At 57.8% G+C, this 17,305-nt stretch carries 14 protein-coding genes; 9 read left to right on the top strand and 5 right to left on the bottom strand.

Annotated features, from left to right (window positions below; translation table 11 throughout):
• From HZS81_RS11835 to HZS81_RS11820, 4 genes are all read right to left on the bottom strand, one after another.
• Nucleotides 1–888: a branched-chain amino acid ABC transporter permease gene (locus HZS81_RS11835; protein ID WP_179930771.1), complete on the bottom strand. Its 888-nt coding sequence runs from the start codon at nucleotides 886–888 to the stop codon at nucleotides 1–3.
• A 93-nt stretch (nucleotides 889–981) separates the two neighbouring features.
• A complete protein-coding gene (locus tag HZS81_RS11830) occupies nucleotides 982–2,205 on the bottom strand; it encodes an ABC transporter substrate-binding protein (protein ID WP_179930770.1) in 1,224 nt (407 codons plus the stop codon).
• A 139-nt stretch (nucleotides 2,206–2,344) separates the two neighbouring features.
• A complete protein-coding gene (locus HZS81_RS11825; protein WP_206679551.1) occupies nucleotides 2,345–3,100 on the bottom strand; it encodes an ABC transporter ATP-binding protein in 756 nt (251 codons plus the stop codon).
• Nucleotides 3,097–3,903 carry an ABC transporter ATP-binding protein gene (locus tag HZS81_RS11820; protein ID WP_179930769.1) on the bottom strand — a complete coding sequence of 269 codons (807 nt, stop codon included), beginning with the start codon at nucleotides 3,901–3,903 and terminating at the stop codon, nucleotides 3,097–3,099. The genes HZS81_RS11825 and HZS81_RS11820 overlap by 4 nt, the downstream gene beginning before the upstream one ends.
• Before the next feature lie 322 nt (nucleotides 3,904–4,225).
• Here HZS81_RS11820 and HZS81_RS11815 point away from each other — a divergent pair, with 322 nt between their 5' ends.
• The 9 genes from HZS81_RS11815 (at nucleotide 4,226) to HZS81_RS11775 (ending at nucleotide 14,621) form a co-directional block, all read left to right on the top strand.
• Nucleotides 4,226–4,690: a MerR family transcriptional regulator gene (locus tag HZS81_RS11815; protein ID WP_179930768.1), complete on the top strand. Its 465-nt coding sequence runs from the start codon at nucleotides 4,226–4,228 to the stop codon at nucleotides 4,688–4,690.
• Nucleotides 4,691–4,730: 40 nt separating this feature from the next.
• Nucleotides 4,731–5,900: an isovaleryl-CoA dehydrogenase gene (locus HZS81_RS11810; RefSeq protein WP_179930767.1), complete on the top strand. Its 1,170-nt coding sequence runs from the start codon at nucleotides 4,731–4,733 to the stop codon at nucleotides 5,898–5,900.
• Nucleotides 5,901–5,910: 10 nt separating this feature from the next.
• Nucleotides 5,911–7,518, top strand: coding sequence for a carboxyl transferase domain-containing protein (locus HZS81_RS11805; protein ID WP_179930766.1), 1,608 nt, complete (start codon nucleotides 5,911–5,913; stop codon nucleotides 7,516–7,518).
• A 10-nt stretch (nucleotides 7,519–7,528) separates the two neighbouring features.
• Nucleotides 7,529–8,365: an enoyl-CoA hydratase/isomerase family protein gene (locus HZS81_RS11800; protein WP_179930765.1), complete on the top strand. Its 837-nt coding sequence runs from the start codon at nucleotides 7,529–7,531 to the stop codon at nucleotides 8,363–8,365.
• Nucleotides 8,362–10,413: an acetyl/propionyl/methylcrotonyl-CoA carboxylase subunit alpha gene (locus HZS81_RS11795; protein ID WP_179930764.1), complete on the top strand. Its 2,052-nt coding sequence runs from the start codon at nucleotides 8,362–8,364 to the stop codon at nucleotides 10,411–10,413. The genes HZS81_RS11800 and HZS81_RS11795 overlap by 4 nt, the downstream gene beginning before the upstream one ends.
• An 11-nt stretch (nucleotides 10,414–10,424) precedes the next feature.
• A complete protein-coding gene (locus HZS81_RS11790; protein ID WP_179930763.1) occupies nucleotides 10,425–11,330 on the top strand; it encodes a hydroxymethylglutaryl-CoA lyase in 906 nt (301 codons plus the stop codon).
• Between the two features lie 117 nt (nucleotides 11,331–11,447).
• Nucleotides 11,448–13,148, top strand: a complete 1,701-nt coding sequence (locus tag HZS81_RS11785; protein WP_179930762.1) for an AMP-binding protein — start codon at nucleotides 11,448–11,450, stop codon at nucleotides 13,146–13,148.
• Nucleotides 13,145–13,957, top strand: a complete 813-nt coding sequence (locus HZS81_RS11780; RefSeq protein ID WP_179930761.1) for a methyltransferase domain-containing protein — start codon at nucleotides 13,145–13,147, stop codon at nucleotides 13,955–13,957. The genes HZS81_RS11785 and HZS81_RS11780 overlap by 4 nt, the downstream gene beginning before the upstream one ends.
• An 85-nt stretch (nucleotides 13,958–14,042) precedes the next feature.
• Complete coding sequence (locus HZS81_RS11775; protein ID WP_338401855.1) at nucleotides 14,043–14,621, top strand: hypothetical protein; 579 nt, start codon at nucleotides 14,043–14,045, stop codon at nucleotides 14,619–14,621.
• Nucleotides 14,622–14,641: 20 nt separating this feature from the next.
• Here the strand turns inward: HZS81_RS11775 and ppc are convergent, their stop codons facing one another.
• The gene (gene ppc / locus HZS81_RS11770; RefSeq protein WP_179930760.1) at nucleotides 14,642–17,290 is read right to left on the bottom strand and encodes a phosphoenolpyruvate carboxylase; all 2,649 of its coding nucleotides are present in this window, start codon (nucleotides 17,288–17,290) and stop codon (nucleotides 14,642–14,644) included.
• Between the last annotated feature and the right edge of the window lie 15 nt (nucleotides 17,291–17,305).

The following is a 17,305-nucleotide window of genomic DNA, read 5'->3' as shown; positions in this document are numbered from 1 at the left end:
TTAAGCCTCCTTACCGAACAGCCCAACAGGGCGTAACAAGAGCACCAGAATCATCACTAAGAAGATCACGGTATTTGAGGCTTCCGGGTAATACACCTTAGTCAGACCTTCGATAATCCCCATGGACAAGCCGGTAATAATGGCGCCTAAAATTGACCCCATACCGCCAATGACGACCACCGCAAAGACCACAATCAAAAGGCTTGACCCCATAGTAGGGGAAACAGGATAAAGCGGCGCGGCTAGCACACCGGCAAACGCGGCTAACGCCACACCAAAACCGTACGTTAGCGTAATCAGAAGCGGAACGTTGACACCAAACGCCTGCATCAGCTGAGAGTTTTCAGTACCCGCGCGCAGGTAAGCCCCCAGTCGTGTGCGCTCGATCATAAACCAGGTAAACAGACACATCGCCAGTGCCGCGACAAGCACCCACGCACGGTAGGTCGGCAGGAACATGAAGCCTAAGTTCAAACCGCCCTGAAACACCTCAGGAGTTGGGTAGCGTGCGCCTGACACCCCAAAGAAATTGACCAGCGTACCTTCAAGAATGAGTGCCAACCCAAAGGTCAGCAGCAGACCATATAAGTGGTCAAGATGGGCAATACGGCGCAGTAAGTAACGCTCAAGCACCATACCGAAAGCCCCGACTACGAGCGGCACCAAAAGCAACGCCAGCCAGTAGTTGATGCCCAGATATTCCAAGCCTAACAGCGCGGCAAATGCCCCGAGCATGTACTGCGCCCCGTGGGCAAAGTTAATGATTTTAAGCAGGCCAAAGATAACCGCCAGGCCCAAGCTGAGCAGTGCATAAAAGGCGCCGTTTACCAGGCCCAGTGTTATCTGGCCCATAAACACCGCCAAGGGCACGCCAAATATCATCGTCATGTTATGACTCTCCTCGCCGTCAAGCAGGGGCAGTAAGGCCAACAGACCTTTACCGCCTCCCTTTTACTTATGACTTATGAATGGCTTTCCGGCTTAGTTCTGCACCAGGTCGCACTGGCTTTCAGACAGCGGACGGTAGGCTTCTTCGGCAGGAATGGTGCTCAGGATTTCGTACAGATCCCATTCACCCGTGGACTCTTCCGGCGTTTTCACCTGCGCTAGGTACATATCGTGGATCATACGACCGTCTTCACGGATCTGACCGTTACGGGCGAAGAAGTCATTGATCGGCTCTTCCGCCATCTGAGCGCGAACCACTTCAGGGTCATCGGTACCTGCCGCGTCTACCGCTTTGAGGTAGTGCATGGTGCTGGAGTAGATGCCCGCTTGCACCATGGTCGGGCGTGCGCCAACGCGGTCGAAGTAGCGATCTGACCATTCGCGCGCCTGGTCATCCATGTCCCAGTACCAGCCGGTGGTCAGCAGCAGGTTTTGCGTCGCCTGCAGCCCCAGTGCGTGCACGTCGTTAAGGAAGATCAACAGGCCGGCCAACTGCTGACCAGATTGCGTCAAGCCAAACTGGCTAGCGGTGGTGATGGCATTGACCGTATCCGAGCCGGCATTGGCAAGCCCCACGATCTTCGCGCCAGACCCTTGCGCCTGCAGAATGTAGGAAGAGAAGTCATTGGTGGGGAATGGGTGGCGAATCGTGCCCACAATCTCGCCGCCGTTTTCTTCCACTACCTTGGTCACATCACCTTCGAGTGCATGGCCAAATGCGTAGTCGGCGGTCAACATAAACCACGTATCACCGCCCTGCTCGACGACCGCTTTGGCGGTACCGTTAGCCAGCGGATACGTGTCATAGACGTAGTGTATGTGGTTCGGCGTGCAGTGCTCGTTGGTAATGCTAGAGGCTGCCGACCCCGACACGATGGCGAGACCGTCGTTTTCCTCAACCACCTTGGTGACCGCAATGGATACCGACGACGCCACTAGGCCGCCGATCATGTCGACGTTATCGCGGTCGATCCACGCACGTACGGTATTGGCGCCGACATCAGCGCTATTGCGATCATCGGCACTCAATACTTCGATGGGTGCGCCATTAACGCTGCCACCGAAATCTTCAATGGCCATTTGCATGGCTTCCAGACCGCCGGGGCCGGCAAGATCACGATACGTGCCCGACATATCGGCCAAGTAGCCAATACGCACTTCGTCATCGCTCATCTGTGCCTGAGCCGCGCTAACGGCGAATGTAGACGCTGCGGCAAGCGCGATGCTGGTGGTTAGTGTTTTTTTGATGAAAGTCATGCTCGTCTCCTACCCGTATGGGTATTTGTTGTTGTATTGCGACGCATTAAGCTGTTTTGCCGGATCGGCACGCCCTCTGCGCTCTTACGAATTGCGCTCTTACGAATTAGCTGCGTGGGCAGCTTTTTTACTTACAGCGCTAAACCCCTAACATGGAGTTGAGATGTTCACGCCGAGCTGGCAGTTGCGCCGCCGTAATCTCTTCAACGATTTGCCCGTGATCCATGACGTAATGGCGATCAGCTAGCGGGGCAGCAAAGCGAAAGTTCTGCTCCACCAATACGATGGTCATGCCGCGTTCTTTAAGCATCATCAGCACTTCACCGAGCTTCTGCACAATTACCGGCGCCAACCCTTCGGTGATTTCATCCAGCAACAAAATACGCGCGCCGGTGCGCAAAATACGCGCCATGGCCAGCATTTGCTGCTCACCACCGGAAAGACGGGTGCCCTGGCTTTTACGCCGCTCATAGAGGTTGGGAAACATGGCGTAAATTTCATCCAACGACATTCCGTCAGAACGCACCGTTGGCGGCAGTAGTAGGTTTTCGTGGACATCAAGGCTAGCGAAAATGCCGCGTTCTTCGGGGCAGTAGCCAATCCCTAAACGCGGGATATGGTGCGGCTTCATGCCGAGGGTTTCGTTGCCGTTGACCATGATCGAACCGGTACGACGCCCGACCATATTCATGATCGACTTAAGCGTGGTGCTACGCCCCGAGCCGTTGCGGCCCAGTAACGTCACCAACTCGCCGCGCTTCACATCAAAATCCACGCCGTGCAGGATATGCGACTCACCATAAAAGGCGTGCAGATCTTGCACCCGCAACATCTCTGCACTTTGCGGCCGCGTGGCGTCTAGCTGCTCTGGGGTTAATTGCTCGGCGGTATTCATGCTTGCGCTTCCTCTTCTTCAGCGGCGTCGCTGCCCATATAGGCTTCGCGCACTAGCGGGTTGCGCGAGACACTGTCGTAATCGCCTTCTGCCAATACTGAGCCGCGCGCTAGCACGGTAATGCGATCACACAAGCGACTCACCACACTCAGGTTATGTTCGACCATGAGTACCGTACGGCCCTTGGAGACGCGCTTAATCAATTCCACAATGCGATCCACATCTTCCGCGCCCATGCCCTGGGTCGGCTCGTCGAGCAGCATCATGATCGGGTCCAGCGCCAGCGTCGTCGCCACCTCTAACGCCCGCTTACGCCCATAAGGCATCTCGACCGTTAACGTATCGGCATACTCGCGCAGCCCAACTTCCTCTAGAAGCTCAAGCGCTCGCTCATTCAGGTGATCGAGGGTTTTTTCTGATTTCCAAAAATGAAACGACGTGCCTAATTCACGTTGTAGCGCGACGCGTACGTTTTCGAGCGCCGTCATGTGAGCAAACACCGCCGAGATCTGAAAAGAGCGCACCAACCCCATCCGTGCAATCTCGTTGGATTTCATGTTGGTGATGGGTTTGCCACGATAAAGAATTTCGCCACGTGTCGGCGGCAAAAATTTAGTGAGCAGATTGAATACCGTTGTTTTACCGGCACCGTTAGGGCCGATAAGGGCATGGATATGCCCTTCCTGCACCTGAAGGTTGACGTCATCTACCGCGGTGAAGCCACGGAATTCTTTTGTCAGCCCTCGGGTTTCGAGGACAAAGGCTCCACGAGCGTCTGTCTCACGAGCTTCGTCTGCACTCATAAAGTAACAAGCCTCTTTGTTGTTATTGTGCTGACTTTTCACCGACCGAGAGTTATTCGCATGTCGGCGCTCAGCCCTTACCTGAACGTAAGGTGTAGGTGCAAACTAGCAACGCTTGAGGGGGTGTGACAATTAGAACTTTGGTCTATCTAAATGATAAAGCGCATTGATAAGTCGCTCTATAGATTTAAAAATCAGAGAGTTACCGACTTTCAACGCAAGTCAACCTTACATGATTAGCACTTTACGTTAACGTGAACTTGTTTTAGCCTCGTTGACAATGTTCCATAGGGACATCTCCCCTATCGCGAGAAACATCATTATGTGCAAAACCTACTCTATTAGCGAACTGGCCAACGAATTTGACGTCACCACTCGCAGCATTCGCTTTTATGAAGACCAAGAGCTTCTGCACCCCTCGCGGCGCGGGCAAACACGTGTCTACAGCAGCAAGGACCGCGTGCGGCTTAAATTAACGCTTCGTGGCAAGCGCTTGGGTTTTTCTCTGGCGGAAATCCGCGAGCTGTTTGAGCTATGGGATGAGACGCGCAGCGGTAGTGAAAAACAGCTGCATCTCATGCTGAGCAAAATAGGTGAACGCCGCGCCGCCTTAGAGCAGCAGATGAAAGACATCACCATGGTGCAGCTAGAACTAGAGAGTGCCGAAATTCGTTGCCGCCAAGCACTCGAGGAGCTTCACCAAAAACTAGAAGAGGAAGAGCGCTCAATGGATAAAACCAAAACAGCCAGCACGAAACGCTCCTCCAGCTCCGCCACCATGCATTAACACGCCTATCAACCAACAATCTTCGCAAAGGTGATTGACCATGTTTACCCACTACTCAGAACTCAACTACGGCCTGGACGATGAACTCAACATGCTGCGTGAGCAGGTCAACGCCTTTGCTCGCGACGAGATCGCCCCGCGCGCCGCTGAAATCGACGAAAAAAACGAATTTCCCAATGACCTGTGGCAGAAATTCGGCGACATGGGCCTGTTGGGCATTACCGTCTCAGAAGAGGATGGCGGCAGCGGTATGGGGTATCTCGCCCACTGCATCGCCATGGAAGAGATCTCCCGGGCCAGCGCGTCTGTCGCGCTGTCTTACGGCGCGCACTCTAACCTTTGCGTTAATCAGCTAAAGATCAACGCAAGCCCTGAGCAGAAGAGCAAGTACCTGCCCAAGTTAATTAGCGGCGAGCACGTCGGTGCGCTGGCGATGTCAGAACCAGGCGCTGGGTCGGACGTTGTTTCCATGCAGCTGCGAGCGCGTAAAGAGGGCGACAAGTACATCCTCAACGGCAACAAAATGTGGATCACCAACGGCCCGGATGCCGATGTTCTGGTGGTTTACGCCAAAACCGACCCGGACGCCGGCTCAAAAGGCATTACCGCGTTCATCATTGAAAAAGGCATGCCGGGCTTCTCCACCGCGCAAAAACTCGACAAGCTGGGCATGCGCGGCTCCAACACGTGTGAGCTGGTGTTCCAGGATTGCGAAGTCCCCGCGGAAAACGTGTTGGGCGACGTCGGCAAAGGCGTGCGCGTTTTGATGAGTGGCTTGGATTACGAGCGCACCGTGCTAGCGGCAGGTCCCATTGGCATTATGCAGGCCGCCATGGACGTCGTATTGCCCTACATTCACGAACGCAAGCAGTTCAACCAGTCAATTGGCGAATTCCAGCTGGTGCAGGGCAAAATCGCCGATATGTACACCACCATGAACGCCTGCCGCGCTTACCTCTACGCGGTAGCTGGCGCCTGTGACCGCGGCCAAACCTCGCGCAAAGACGCTGCCGGCGTCATCCTCTACTGTGCCGAAAAAGCCACTCAAGTGGCGCTCGATGCCATTCAGCTGCTGGGCGGCAACGGCTATATCAACGAGTACCCCACCGGACGCTTGTTGCGCGACGCCAAACTTTACGAAATCGGCGCCGGCACCAGCGAGATTCGCCGTATGCTGATTGGCCGCGAACTCTTCAATGAGTCCAAGTAAGGGTGTCACGATGAGTACGCTAACCACACAAGTGAATCCCAGAAGCGACGTTTTTCAGGCCAACGAAAAAGCGATGCGCGGCGAAGTGATGAAACTTCGCGAACTCACCGCCGCCATCAGCCAGGGCGGCGGTGAGAAAGCGCGCACCCGGCACGAGTCGCGCGGCAAGCTTTTTGTCCGCGACCGCATTGATCACCTGATCGACGAAGGCTCGCCTTTCTTGGAGTTTTCCGCGCTGGCCGCGCACAACGTTTACGAATCTGACGTGCCTGCTGCGGGCGTGGTCACGGGCATTGGTCGCGTCTCCGGCGTGGAGTGCGTGATTGTCGCCAATGACGCCACCGTCAAGGGTGGCACCTACTTCCCGATGACGGTGAAAAAGCACATCCGCGCCCAAGACATCGCCCGCAAGCACCGCTTGCCGTGTATTTACCTGGTCGATTCGGGCGGCGCCTTTTTGCCGCGCCAGGATGAAGTCTTCCCCGACCGCGACCACTTCGGGCGCATCTTCTACAACCAAGCGACGATGTCTGCCGAAGGCATCCCGCAGATCGCCGTGGTAATGGGCTCCTGTACCGCCGGCGGCGCCTACGTGCCGGCCATGGCGGACGAGTCGATCATCGTCAAAGAGCAAGGCACGATTTTCCTCGGCGGCCCGCCGTTGGTAAAAGCCGCCACCGGTGAATCCATCAGCGCGGAAGATCTCGGTGGCGCCGACGTTCACGCCAAAAAAAGCGGTGTGGCCGATCATTACGCCGAAAACGATGCCCACGCCCTGCAACTGGCACGCGCGTGCGTCTCACGCCTGAATTGGCAAAAGCGCGGCGAGCTCAACATGCAGGCGCCCAAACCGCCCAAGCTCGATCCCAGTGAGCTTTACGGCATCGTCGGCACCGATCTGAAAAAGCCCTATGACGTGCGCGAAGTCATCGCCCGCACGGTCGATGACTCCGACTTTGACGAATTCAAACGCTACTACGGCGATACGCTGGTCACCGGCTTTGCCCATATTCACGGCTACCCGGTGGGTATCGTTGCCAACAATGGCGTGCTGTTTTCCGAATCCGCCGTCAAAGGCGCGCACTTTATTGAGCTTTGCGCTCAGCGCAAAATCCCGCTGATCTTTTTGCAAAACATCACCGGCTTTATGGTCGGCTCCAAGTACGAGCACGAAGGCATCGCCAAGCACGGCGCCAAACTGGTCACTGCGGTGGCCTGCGCCAAGGTACCCAAGTTCACCGTGCTGATCGGCGGCAGCTTCGGCGCCGGCAACTACGGCATGTGCGGTCGCGCCTATGACCCGAACCTATTATTTATGTGGCCCAACGCGCGTATTTCCGTAATGGGCGGCGAACAGGCGGCGGGTGTCCTCGCTCAGGTCAAACGCGAACAGATCGAGCGCGAAGGCCGCGAGTGGAGTCAAGCGGACGAGGAAGCCTTCAAACAGCCCACGCGCGAGCAGTACGAGCACCAAGGCCACCCCTACTACGCCAGCGCACGACTGTGGGATGACGGTGTGATCGATCCGGCCCAAACCCGCGACGTGTTGGGGCTTTCGCTTGCCGCCGCGATGAATGCCGAAATCGAAGAGACACGCTTCGGCGTGTTCCGGATGTAAGGAGCAAACCATGGCTTTCTCATCTCTTGGCATCGATGCCAACGGCGTTGCTTGGCTGACGCTCAACCGCCCGGACGTTCACAACGCCTTCGACGACCACTTGATTGCCGAGCTCAACGCCCACCTCGATGAGCTGCACACCTTGGCAAACCAGGGCGAGGTGCGCGCGGTGGTACTGGGCTCGGAAGGCAAAAGCTTCTCAGCGGGGGCGGACCTTAACTGGATGAAGCGTATGGTCGATTACGACCTCGATGATAACCTCGCCGATTCACGCAAGCTGGCAAAACTCATGCACGGGCTCGACAGCCTGCCCTGCCCCAGTGTTTGCCGCGTCCAGGGTGCGGCTTTTGGTGGCGCGGTAGGGCTGGCGGCATGCTGCGATGTCGTGGTCGCCTCCGAGAAGGCCAAGTTCTGCCTCTCAGAGGTCAAGATCGGCTTATCCCCTGCCGTCATCAGTCCTTACGTGCAGCGCGCCCTTGGCGAGCGTCAAATGCGCCGTTACTCGCTGACCGCTGAAGTTATGGACGCCCCCACTGCCTTGGCGCTTGGCCTCGCGCACCAAGTCGTCGCAGCGGAAGAGCTCGACGTTGCGGTTGACGCAATGCTGACCACGTTACTGGGAGGCTCCCCGCAGGCCCAACGCGCCACCAAGGCACTGCTGGCCAGTGTCGCCAAAGCGCCCGACGCTGAGGCCACCCGTGAGCATACTTGCCAGGTGATTGCGCGCCTGCGGGTAAGCGACGAGGGGCAAGAGGGCTTGGCCAGCTTTTTCGACAAACGCCGCCCGGCCTGGACGGAACAAGGCTGGGCTGCACACAACAACAACGCCACGGAGCCCCGTTCATGACCACTAAAGTGAACAAGTTCGACACCCTACTGATCGCCAACCGTGGCGAAATCGCTTGCCGCGTTATGCGCACCGCTCGCCGCATGGGGCTGAAAACTGTCGCGGTCTATTCGGACGCCGACGCCAACGCCCGCCACGTGCGCGAAGCCGATGAAGCCGTGCGCTTGGGGCCGGCCGCCGCGCGGGAGAGCTATCTAAAAGTCGATGCCGTGATTGAAGCGGCCAAACGTACCGGCAGCGGCGCGATTCACCCCGGTTACGGCTTTCTTTCCGAAAACGGCGCTTTCGTCAACGCCCTTGATGCGGCGGGCATTACCTTTGTCGGCCCGCCCGCCTCGGCAATCGCCGCGATGGGCGACAAGTCCTCTGCCAAAGCGCGGATGCACAACGCTGGCGTACCGCTGGTACCGGGCTACCACGGCGACGATCAGGATGACGACTTACTGCGCGCCGAAGCCGATAAAATCGGCTACCCGGTGATGCTCAAAGCCAGCGCCGGTGGTGGCGGTAAAGGCATGCGCGTGGTCGAATCCACCGAGGCCTTCCAAGCCGCGCTCGACGGCTGCCGTCGCGAGTCCAAAGCGGCCTTTGGCGATGACCGTATGCTGATCGAGAAGTACCTCGTTCAGCCGCGTCACGTCGAAGTGCAAGTCTTCTGCGATTCTCACGGCAACGGCGTTTATCTCTTCGAGCGCGACTGCTCGGTACAGCGCCGCCACCAAAAAGTCCTCGAAGAAGCACCCGCGCCGGGCATGACGCCCGAGCTGCGCCGCGAAATGGGCGAAGCGGCCGTTCGCGCTGCCCAAGAGATCCACTATGTGGGCGCGGGTACGGTCGAGTTCCTGTTGGATGCCGACGGCTCGTTCTACTTTATGGAGATGAACACGCGCCTACAGGTCGAACACCCGGTCACCGAAATGATCACCGGGCAAGATCTGGTCGAGTGGCAGCTGCGTGTGGCCATGGGCGAGCCGCTTCCGCTGAACCAGGAAGCGCTTACCATCACTGGTCACAGCTTTGAGGCGCGTCTTTATGCCGAAGACCCCGAGCAAGACTTCCTGCCCGCTACCGGTACACTTGAACGCTTCGCGCTGGATTTGGCCGGCGCTGGCTTAACGCCCGACCAAGTGCGTTTGGATAGCGGGGTCGAAAGCGGTGATGTGGTCTCCATGCACTACGACCCCATGCTCGCCAAATTGATTGTTCACGGCGTCGACCGCGATGCGGCGCTCGCTACCCTCAACCGCGCGCTGGCCGCGCTGGATGTGCAGGGCGTGGTGACCAACCGGGCGTTCTTGCAGCGCTTGGCCACACACCCCGGCTTCAAAAACCTTGAACTCGACACGCGTTTTATCGAACGCAACGAAGCGACCCTGTTTGCACCCAAAGTGTACCGCCTGGAAGAGTATGCCAGCGCGGCGCTGATTGGCCTTGGCCAGCTCGCCCGCGAATGCGAAAGCGACTCGCCTTGGGACCGTCACGACGGTTTCCGCCTGAACGCCCCGCACACCATTCGCATTGCCCTTTGCGATCCGGCACGCGTACAGGAGGTCGATAGCGACGCCGTAGTCGTCGTGGAAGGCACCCGCGAGAGTGACGCCGACCCGTGGAACTTAACGCTTCACGGCGGCAACGTGGATGGAGAGACCCTGACCGCCCGGCTTCAGCAGCTCGATGGCGACGCGGTCGCGGTCACGCTCAACGGCCATCGTCGTCGCCTGCAGGCGCGCCGCGACGGCCACGTGGTGGTGCTGTCTGACCCGGCGGGCGAAACGCGGCTATTCTGGCGGCGCATCGATGCCATCGACCACGGCCACCACGAGGCGGAATCCACGCTCACCGCGCCAATGCACGGCACTGTGGTAACGCTTCTGGTCGCCCCGGAACAGCGCGTCGAAAAAGGCATGCCGCTGATGGTGATGGAAGCGATGAAGATGGAGCACACCATGACCGCGCCTGCAGATGGCTTTGTTGAGACATTCCACTTCGCCGCTGGCGATACCGTTGGCCAGGGCGATGTGCTCTTGGACTTCGCCGCCGACGCGTAAGGAGATCAACCATGACACTGCCCTCTTCCGTACGGCTTTTTGAAATGTCACCGCGTGACGGGCTGCAAAACGAGCCCGGCACGCCGGTGCCCACGCGTACCAAAATCGAGCTGATCGAGCGCCTGGCAAAAGCCGGTATGTCCCACATCGAAGCGGCGAGTTTTGTCTCGCCCAAGTGGGTGCCGCAAATGGGCGATGCCAGCGAGGTCATGACCGGCATCAGCCGCCACTCTGGCGTGGTGTACTCCGCACTCACCCCCAACCTAAAGGGCCTGGAAAACGCCCTAGAAGCCAAGGCGGATGAAGTCGCGGTGTTCGGTGCGGCCTCGGAGGCGTTTTCGCAGAAAAACATCAACTGCTCGGTGAGCGAATCGCTTGAGCGATTTGAACCGGTACTAGCGCGCGCCCGCGGCGCCGGTTTACGTGTGCGTGGCTACGTTTCCTGCGTGCTCGGCTGCCCCTACGAAGGCGAGATTGCCCCAACCAAGGTCGCAGCCGTGGCTAAAGCGCTGTATGACATGGGCTGCTATGAAATCTCCCTGGGCGATACCATCGGCGTAGGGACGCCACTGGCCGCCAAGCGCATGATAGACGCCGTAAGCCGCGAGGTACCCATGGAATGTTTAGCGGCGCATTTTCACGATACTTACGGGCAGGCGCTGGCCAATCTCTACGCCGTGCTGGAAGAGGGGGTAAGCGTGATCGACGCCTCGACCGCTGGTCTTGGCGGCTGCCCTTACGCCAAAGGCGCCTCGGGCAACGTCGCCACTGAAGACGTGCTTTATCTGCTCAAAGGGCTAGGCATTGAGACGGGTATCGACCTACAAGCCGTCATCGATACCGGCTACTGGATCACCGCCGAACTTGGCCGCACGCCGAGTTCCAAGGTCGCGTTAGCCATAGGCTGCCGCCAGTAGGCAGAGCCCGAGAAGATACAGCGACCATAATAAAAAACGACGCAACGAACGTTAGGCGGACAACAGCAGCTTTCTAAGACAGCATTACGAAGACAACAATACGTTGGAGAGACACTCATGGCTTCACAACCACACGCGCCCATTCTACCCAGCTATACCAGCAGCACGGCGGATAAACCGCTGCTGGGTATGACCATCGGCGATAAGTTCGACGAGATTGTCGCCCAATACCCGGATAACGACGCCCTGATCGTACTACACCAGGACATCCACTGGACCTATCAGCAGCTACAGGAAGAGGTTAACCGTGTGGCGCGTGGCCTACTCGCGCTGGGCGTACAAGCTGGCGACCGCGTGGCTATTTGGGCGCCCAACTGCAGCGAGTGGACGCTCACCCAGTTCGCTACCGCCAAGATCGGCGCGATTCTGGTCAACATCAACCCGGCTTACCGTACCCATGAGCTTGAGTACGCGTTGAATCAATCCGGCGCGCGTTTTTTGATCACCGCCGATAGTTTCAAATCCTCTGACTACCGCGGCATGCTCGTTGAGCTCGCGCCGGAGCTTAAAGCCAGCGCCGAAGGTAAGCTGAAATCGAAAAAGCTGCCGGAGCTTGAAGGGGTGATCAACTTAAGCACCGAGAAGTACGACGGCATGTGGCGCTGGCAGGACCTGCTCGATCAGGCCAACCAGATTAGCCAAACCGACGTGGACGACCTGCAAGCCACGCTGCAGTTCGACGACCCGATCAACATTCAGTACACCTCAGGCACCACGGGCTTCCCTAAAGGCGCGACACTTTCGCACCACAACATTCTCAACAACGGCTTTTTTGTCGCCGAAAGCATGGGCTTCACCAGCGAAGACCGCCTTGTCATTCCGGTGCCGCTTTACCACTGCTTCGGCATGGTGATGGGCAATCTTGGCTGTGTGACCCACGGCGCGGCAATGATTTATCCCGGCGAGGGTTTTGACCCAGAATCGGTGCTAAAGGCCGTTCACTCGCAACGCGCGACCGCCCTTTACGGCGTGCCGACCATGTTTATCGCCGAGCTCGATCACCCGGATTTCTCAAGCTTGGATCTTTCTAGCCTGCGCACCGGCATCATGGCCGGCTCTATTTGCCCGGCGGAGGTCATGAGGCAGGTCATCGATAAGATGAACATGAAAGGCGTACAGATTGCCTACGGCATGACCGAAACCAGCCCGGTTTCAACGCAGACTGGCGCTGACGACAGCATCGATAAACGCGTTTCTACCGTGGGGCGTACGCAGCCTCACTTGGAAAGCAAAATTGTCGACCCGGGTAGCGGCGGTATTCTTCCGCGTGGCGAAATTGGCGAGCTCTGCACCCGCGGCTATAGCGTGATGCTCAAGTACTGGAACAACGAAAAGGCGACCGAGGAAGCCATCGATGAAGCGGGCTGGATGCACACCGGCGATTTGGCCACCATGGACGACGAAGGCTACGTGCAAATCGTTGGCCGCATCAAAGACATGGTGATTCGCGGCGGCGAGAACGTCTATCCCAAAGAGATTGAGGAGTTCCTCTACACCCACCCTGGCGTATCGGAAGTGCAGGTTACCGGCGTGCCGGACAAGAAATACGGCGAAGAGTTGATTGCCTGGGTCAAGCTGAACGGCAAGCAAGACGTAACCGACGAAGAGCTGCGCGAGTTCTGCAAAGGCAAGATTACCCACTTCAAAATCCCGCGCTACTTCAAGTTTGTCGATGAATTCCCGATGACGGTGACCGGCAAAATTCAGAAGTTCAAGATGCGCGAAATCTCTATCGAAGAGCTAGGGCTTGAGAAGTGACAACGCTTTCTCATCACTACCAGCAACATTTAAGCGTGGAGGAAGTGCTCGGCCGGGTAGCCGAGCACTTCCCTTCTGGCCCCACGTTTTTTGAGCTTGCCCCGCTTGATCAACTGCACATTGGCGGGGTTAAGGCGTCTGCCCGGCTGATCGGCCTGCTCAATGCCGAAACCCACCCACGCGTGCTGGATATCGGCGCCGGTGCTGGCGGGCTGATGCGCCAGGCAGCCGAGTTAGGGTTTGTGCTGGTGGGGCTGGATATTACTCACGGGTTTAATCGCTTAAACCAAGGGCTTTCTGAGCTTTCCGGATTAGAAAAGCGGGCACAGTGCGTCACCGGCGATGCCACCCACCTGCCTTTCGCCACTGCCAGCGTGGACGCGGTGCTGTTCCAACACAGTTTTCTCAACATGCCCGACGGCCCGGCGGTGCTGCGTGAGTGTCGTCGAGTGTTACGTCCCGAAGGCCGTTTGGTCATGCATGAAGTTGTCAGCGGTCCCAACGCGCTCGCGATGCGCTATCCGGTGCCTTGGGCCTCAGATGCCGCTCACTCGCACTTGGAAAGTGCCGCCTCGCTCAAAGCACAGCTGCACGAGGCAGGGTTTTACCTGAATCACTTTAACGATTGGAGCGAAGATGCGCTTGCCTGGCGAAAGCACCAGCGCGAGAAAGAGACGCAAACCCAGCGCCAAGCGCTGCTCTCTCCGCAACTGGTATTTGGCGAGCGCTTTCTCACCATGGGCAAAAACCTGGTGGCCAACTTGGCGGATGAGGCAATTAAAGTGGTCGAAATCGAAGCGAGTTGCTAGGCTGATATTCTGGTAATCAAATAAAGCGTCCTAATTTATTGGATTGTCGCTGTGCGTCACCCGGTACGCACTTGGAGCCATCAACGTGAAACGCATCGCTACCAGCCTATTTTGTTGTCTCTTGCCGCTAAGCGCGAGCCATGCAAACGATGATGAATACGACAGCTACCCAGCGTCGCCATTAGCGTACACCGCCCCCGACAGCGAGCTGCTCCAACTGGAAAACGGTGTGATTCTCGAAGGCAGTGACCTCAGTGGGCTAGATGCGTATTCGTCGGGGTTTCGCATCACCGCCGGCTTTACGCCTTGGTACTTACCCCAGATTGATATCGGTGCCGAAATTGCCTATCGAGAAAGCGACGAAGTTCCTATCGCATCGGGCGTCGATTCGATGCTTATGAATACCATGAGTCTAGGCGGTGCCTTAGTCGCAGGCATGCGCATGGGCACCTTTAGCATTTATGCGAAATCAGGCTTAACGGAGTGGCGCGGTGAAACCCACTCCCCGAAAGGCGTTGATGACAGCGGCACGTCAATGCTGCATGGGGTCGGCGCCAGCGTTCGGGTGAATCGTCTGATCAGTCGGCTAGAGTATGAACGCATCGACGCACCAACGCTTAGCCACTTAAACCAGCTAAGTGCTTCCCTGCACTTACCTTTTTAAATTAAGCGTTAACTGACACGTTACCCGGTATTGCGCAGCCCGGCGGCAATCCCTGCCATGGTCACCATTAGCGCACGGGAAAGATCGGCACTGATCGCCCCATCGGCATCGCGATTACGCTGCAAAAGCTCCGCCTGTAACCCATGCAGTGGATCGATATAAGGGTTGCGTACATCGATCGCCTGGCGAATCAACGGGGTGTTCTCCAAAAGCGCTTCCTGCTGCAACACTTCTAACACGGCTCCTTCCAGGCTCTCGAAACGCTCGCGCAGCTTTTTGCCCAGCGCTTTAAGTGACGGCTCATCCACCAAACGGTGCTCGTAATAGGCCGCAATGCCCACATCCGCCTTGGCCAGCAGCATCTCCAGCATATCCAAATATGTGCCAAAGAAAGGCCACTGATTGCGCATCTCTTGCAGTACTTCGCGTCCGCCGGGCTGCTCCAAACGCCGGGAAAAAGCCTCCCCGCTGCCCAACCACGCCGGCAGCATCAGGCGAATCTGCGTCCAGGCAAAAATCCAAGGGATGGCCCTTAAGGTTTCCACACCGCCGTCTTGGCGGCGCTTGGTCGGCCGCGAGCCCAGGGGCAACCTCCCCAGCACGCCTTCCGGCGTAACCGAGCGAAAATAGGGCACAAAGTCGGGGTCTTCGCGCACCACTTTGACGTAGGCGGCATGGGCGATGTCCGCAAGCTGATCCATCTCTTCACGCCAGTGTGGCTCGGGTGCCGGCGGCGGCAGCAGCGTCGCTTCGAGCACCGCACAGGCATAAATCTCCATCGAGCGCAGCGCGATATCGGGCTGACCAAACTTAAAACGAATCATCTCGCCCTGCTCGGTCACCCGCAGGCTGCCGTTTACCGAGCCCGGTGGCTGAGAAAGAATCGCAGCGTGTGCTGGGCCGCCACCGCGTCCGACCGTGCCACCGCGACCGTGAAAGAGTGTCAAATCCACGCCATGCTGTTCGCAGACGTTGACCAACGCTTCTTGAGCACGATACTGCGCCCAAGCCGCGGCAAGTTGCCCGGCGTCTTTGGCTGAGTCCGAATAACCGATCATCACTTCCTGACGATCACTAATGAGCGCTCGATAACCAGGTAGCGACAGTAGCTGGTCAATCACACCGCTGGCGTGGTCAAGGTCATTGAGGGTTTCAAACAATGGTGCAATGGGCAGGGCGACATTTCCGCCGACCTCCTTCATCAGCAGGGCAACAGTGAGCACATCAGAGGGCTCTGCCGCCATGGAAATAATATAGGTGCCGAGCGCTTCGCAATGCTCTTGGGCGATGACCTTGAACGTATCTAACGCCTCGCGAGACTCGGCGGAGCATTCCCAGCGACGCGGAATCAACGGCCGCTGTGAATCAAGCTCATCAAGCAAAAAGCGCTGACGCTGCGCTTCATCCCACTGCTGGTAGTGACCAAGCCCCAACGCCTCGGTGAGCTCCTCCATCACCTGCGCGTGGCGGCTCGCCTCCTGGCGCAAATCAAGCTTGGTGAGGGTGACGCCAAACACCGCGACCCGGCGCAAGGTATCCAATAACGCGCCGTTTGCGATGGTATCGAGCCCAACATCGCACAGCGAGCGATAGCAAGCTAAAAGCGGCGCGTAGAGTTGATCGCGGGTTTCGATAATCGGACCACCCTCGAAGCTACGCCCTTCGAGTCGGGCCTTGGCCCAATCGCGGGTGGCTTCAACGCGGGCCAACAACCGCTTTAATAGCTCTCGGTAAGGCTCGGGCACGTCGCCCACGTCGGCTTTAAGTGCGCTATTGGCTTTCCACATCGAGAGCTCGGTTTTAAGCTGCTCCAAGTCGCGCAGATAAAGATCCGCCGCCATCCAGCGGCCTAACAGCAACACTTCACTGGTGACCTTGGCGGTAACGTTGGGGTTGCCATCGCGATCCCCACCCATCCATGAAGCAAAGCGAATCGGCGCGGCATCCAGCGGCAGGCGCTCGCCAGCGGTTTCCACCAGCAGGTTATCCAGATCACGATGGAAATCGGGCACCGCTCGCCATAGCGAGTTTTCGATTACGGCAAAGCCCCACTTGGCTTCATCCACCGGCGTGGGGCGCTCGTGACGGATTTCATCGGTGTGCCATGCCTGGCTGATCAGCTCTTCCAAACGCCCTTCGGCGCGCGTGCCGCGCTCGGGGTAATCCTCCGAGTTTTCGATAGCGGTCAAGCAATCATCAATGGCATCGTATTTTTGAATCAGCGTGCGACGAATGACTTCGGTCGGGTGTGCGGTAAGCACTAATTCCACGCGCATAGTGGCGAGTGTTTCCACCAGTTTGCGCGGCGAATTGCCGGCCTGCTTAGCGCGGGAAAGCAGATCACCTAGCGCTGGTTGGGTGCCGGGCTTGTAATCCTCTACGTGACGAAAGCGGGCGCGATAGTGCTGCTCGGCAATATTGGCCAGGTTCAAAAACTGATTGAACGCACGGGTAACGGGCAAAAGATCGCGCTCGGGTAGCTCGCGCAAATACTCGATCAGCTCGCGTTGGTGCAGCGAATCCCCCTGGCGCCCCTGCTTGGCGTGAGCACGGATCGCTTCGATTTTATCCACGAAGGATTGCCCTAAATCATCGGCGATGGTTCGGCCTAAGCTATCGCCGAGAATGCGCACATTATCGCGCAGCGACTCATGTAAATCGTGACTCATGACGTGGCCTCCTTG

Source organism: Vreelandella salicampi (assembly GCF_013415105.1).
Lineage (GTDB): Bacteria > Pseudomonadota > Gammaproteobacteria > Pseudomonadales > Halomonadaceae > Vreelandella > Vreelandella salicampi.
This window is presented reverse-complemented; position numbering and strand designations above follow the sequence as displayed.

Coding starts and splice junctions, on each gene's coding strand:
- HZS81_RS11830 (WP_179930770.1), bottom strand. CDS start 2,205: ATGACTTTCATCAAAAAAACACTAACCACCAGCATCGCGCTTGCCGCA.
- HZS81_RS11790 (WP_179930763.1), top strand. CDS start 10,425: ATGACACTGCCCTCTTCCGTACGGCTTTTTGAAATGTCACCGCGTGAC.
- HZS81_RS11825 (WP_206679551.1), bottom strand. CDS start 3,100: ATGAATACCGCCGAGCAATTAACCCCAGAGCAGCTAGACGCCACGCGG.
- HZS81_RS11800 (WP_179930765.1), top strand. CDS start 7,529: ATGGCTTTCTCATCTCTTGGCATCGATGCCAACGGCGTTGCTTGGCTG.
- HZS81_RS11810 (WP_179930767.1), top strand. CDS start 4,731: ATGTTTACCCACTACTCAGAACTCAACTACGGCCTGGACGATGAACTC.
- HZS81_RS11785 (WP_179930762.1), top strand. CDS start 11,448: ATGGCTTCACAACCACACGCGCCCATTCTACCCAGCTATACCAGCAGC.
- HZS81_RS11815 (WP_179930768.1), top strand. CDS start 4,226: ATGTGCAAAACCTACTCTATTAGCGAACTGGCCAACGAATTTGACGTC.
- HZS81_RS11820 (WP_179930769.1), bottom strand. CDS start 3,903: ATGAGTGCAGACGAAGCTCGTGAGACAGACGCTCGTGGAGCCTTTGTC.
- HZS81_RS11835 (WP_179930771.1), bottom strand. CDS start 888: ATGACGATGATATTTGGCGTGCCCTTGGCGGTGTTTATGGGCCAGATA.
- ppc (WP_179930760.1), bottom strand. CDS start 17,290: ATGAGTCACGATTTACATGAGTCGCTGCGCGATAATGTGCGCATTCTC.
- HZS81_RS11795 (WP_179930764.1), top strand. CDS start 8,362: ATGACCACTAAAGTGAACAAGTTCGACACCCTACTGATCGCCAACCGT.
- HZS81_RS11805 (WP_179930766.1), top strand. CDS start 5,911: ATGAGTACGCTAACCACACAAGTGAATCCCAGAAGCGACGTTTTTCAG.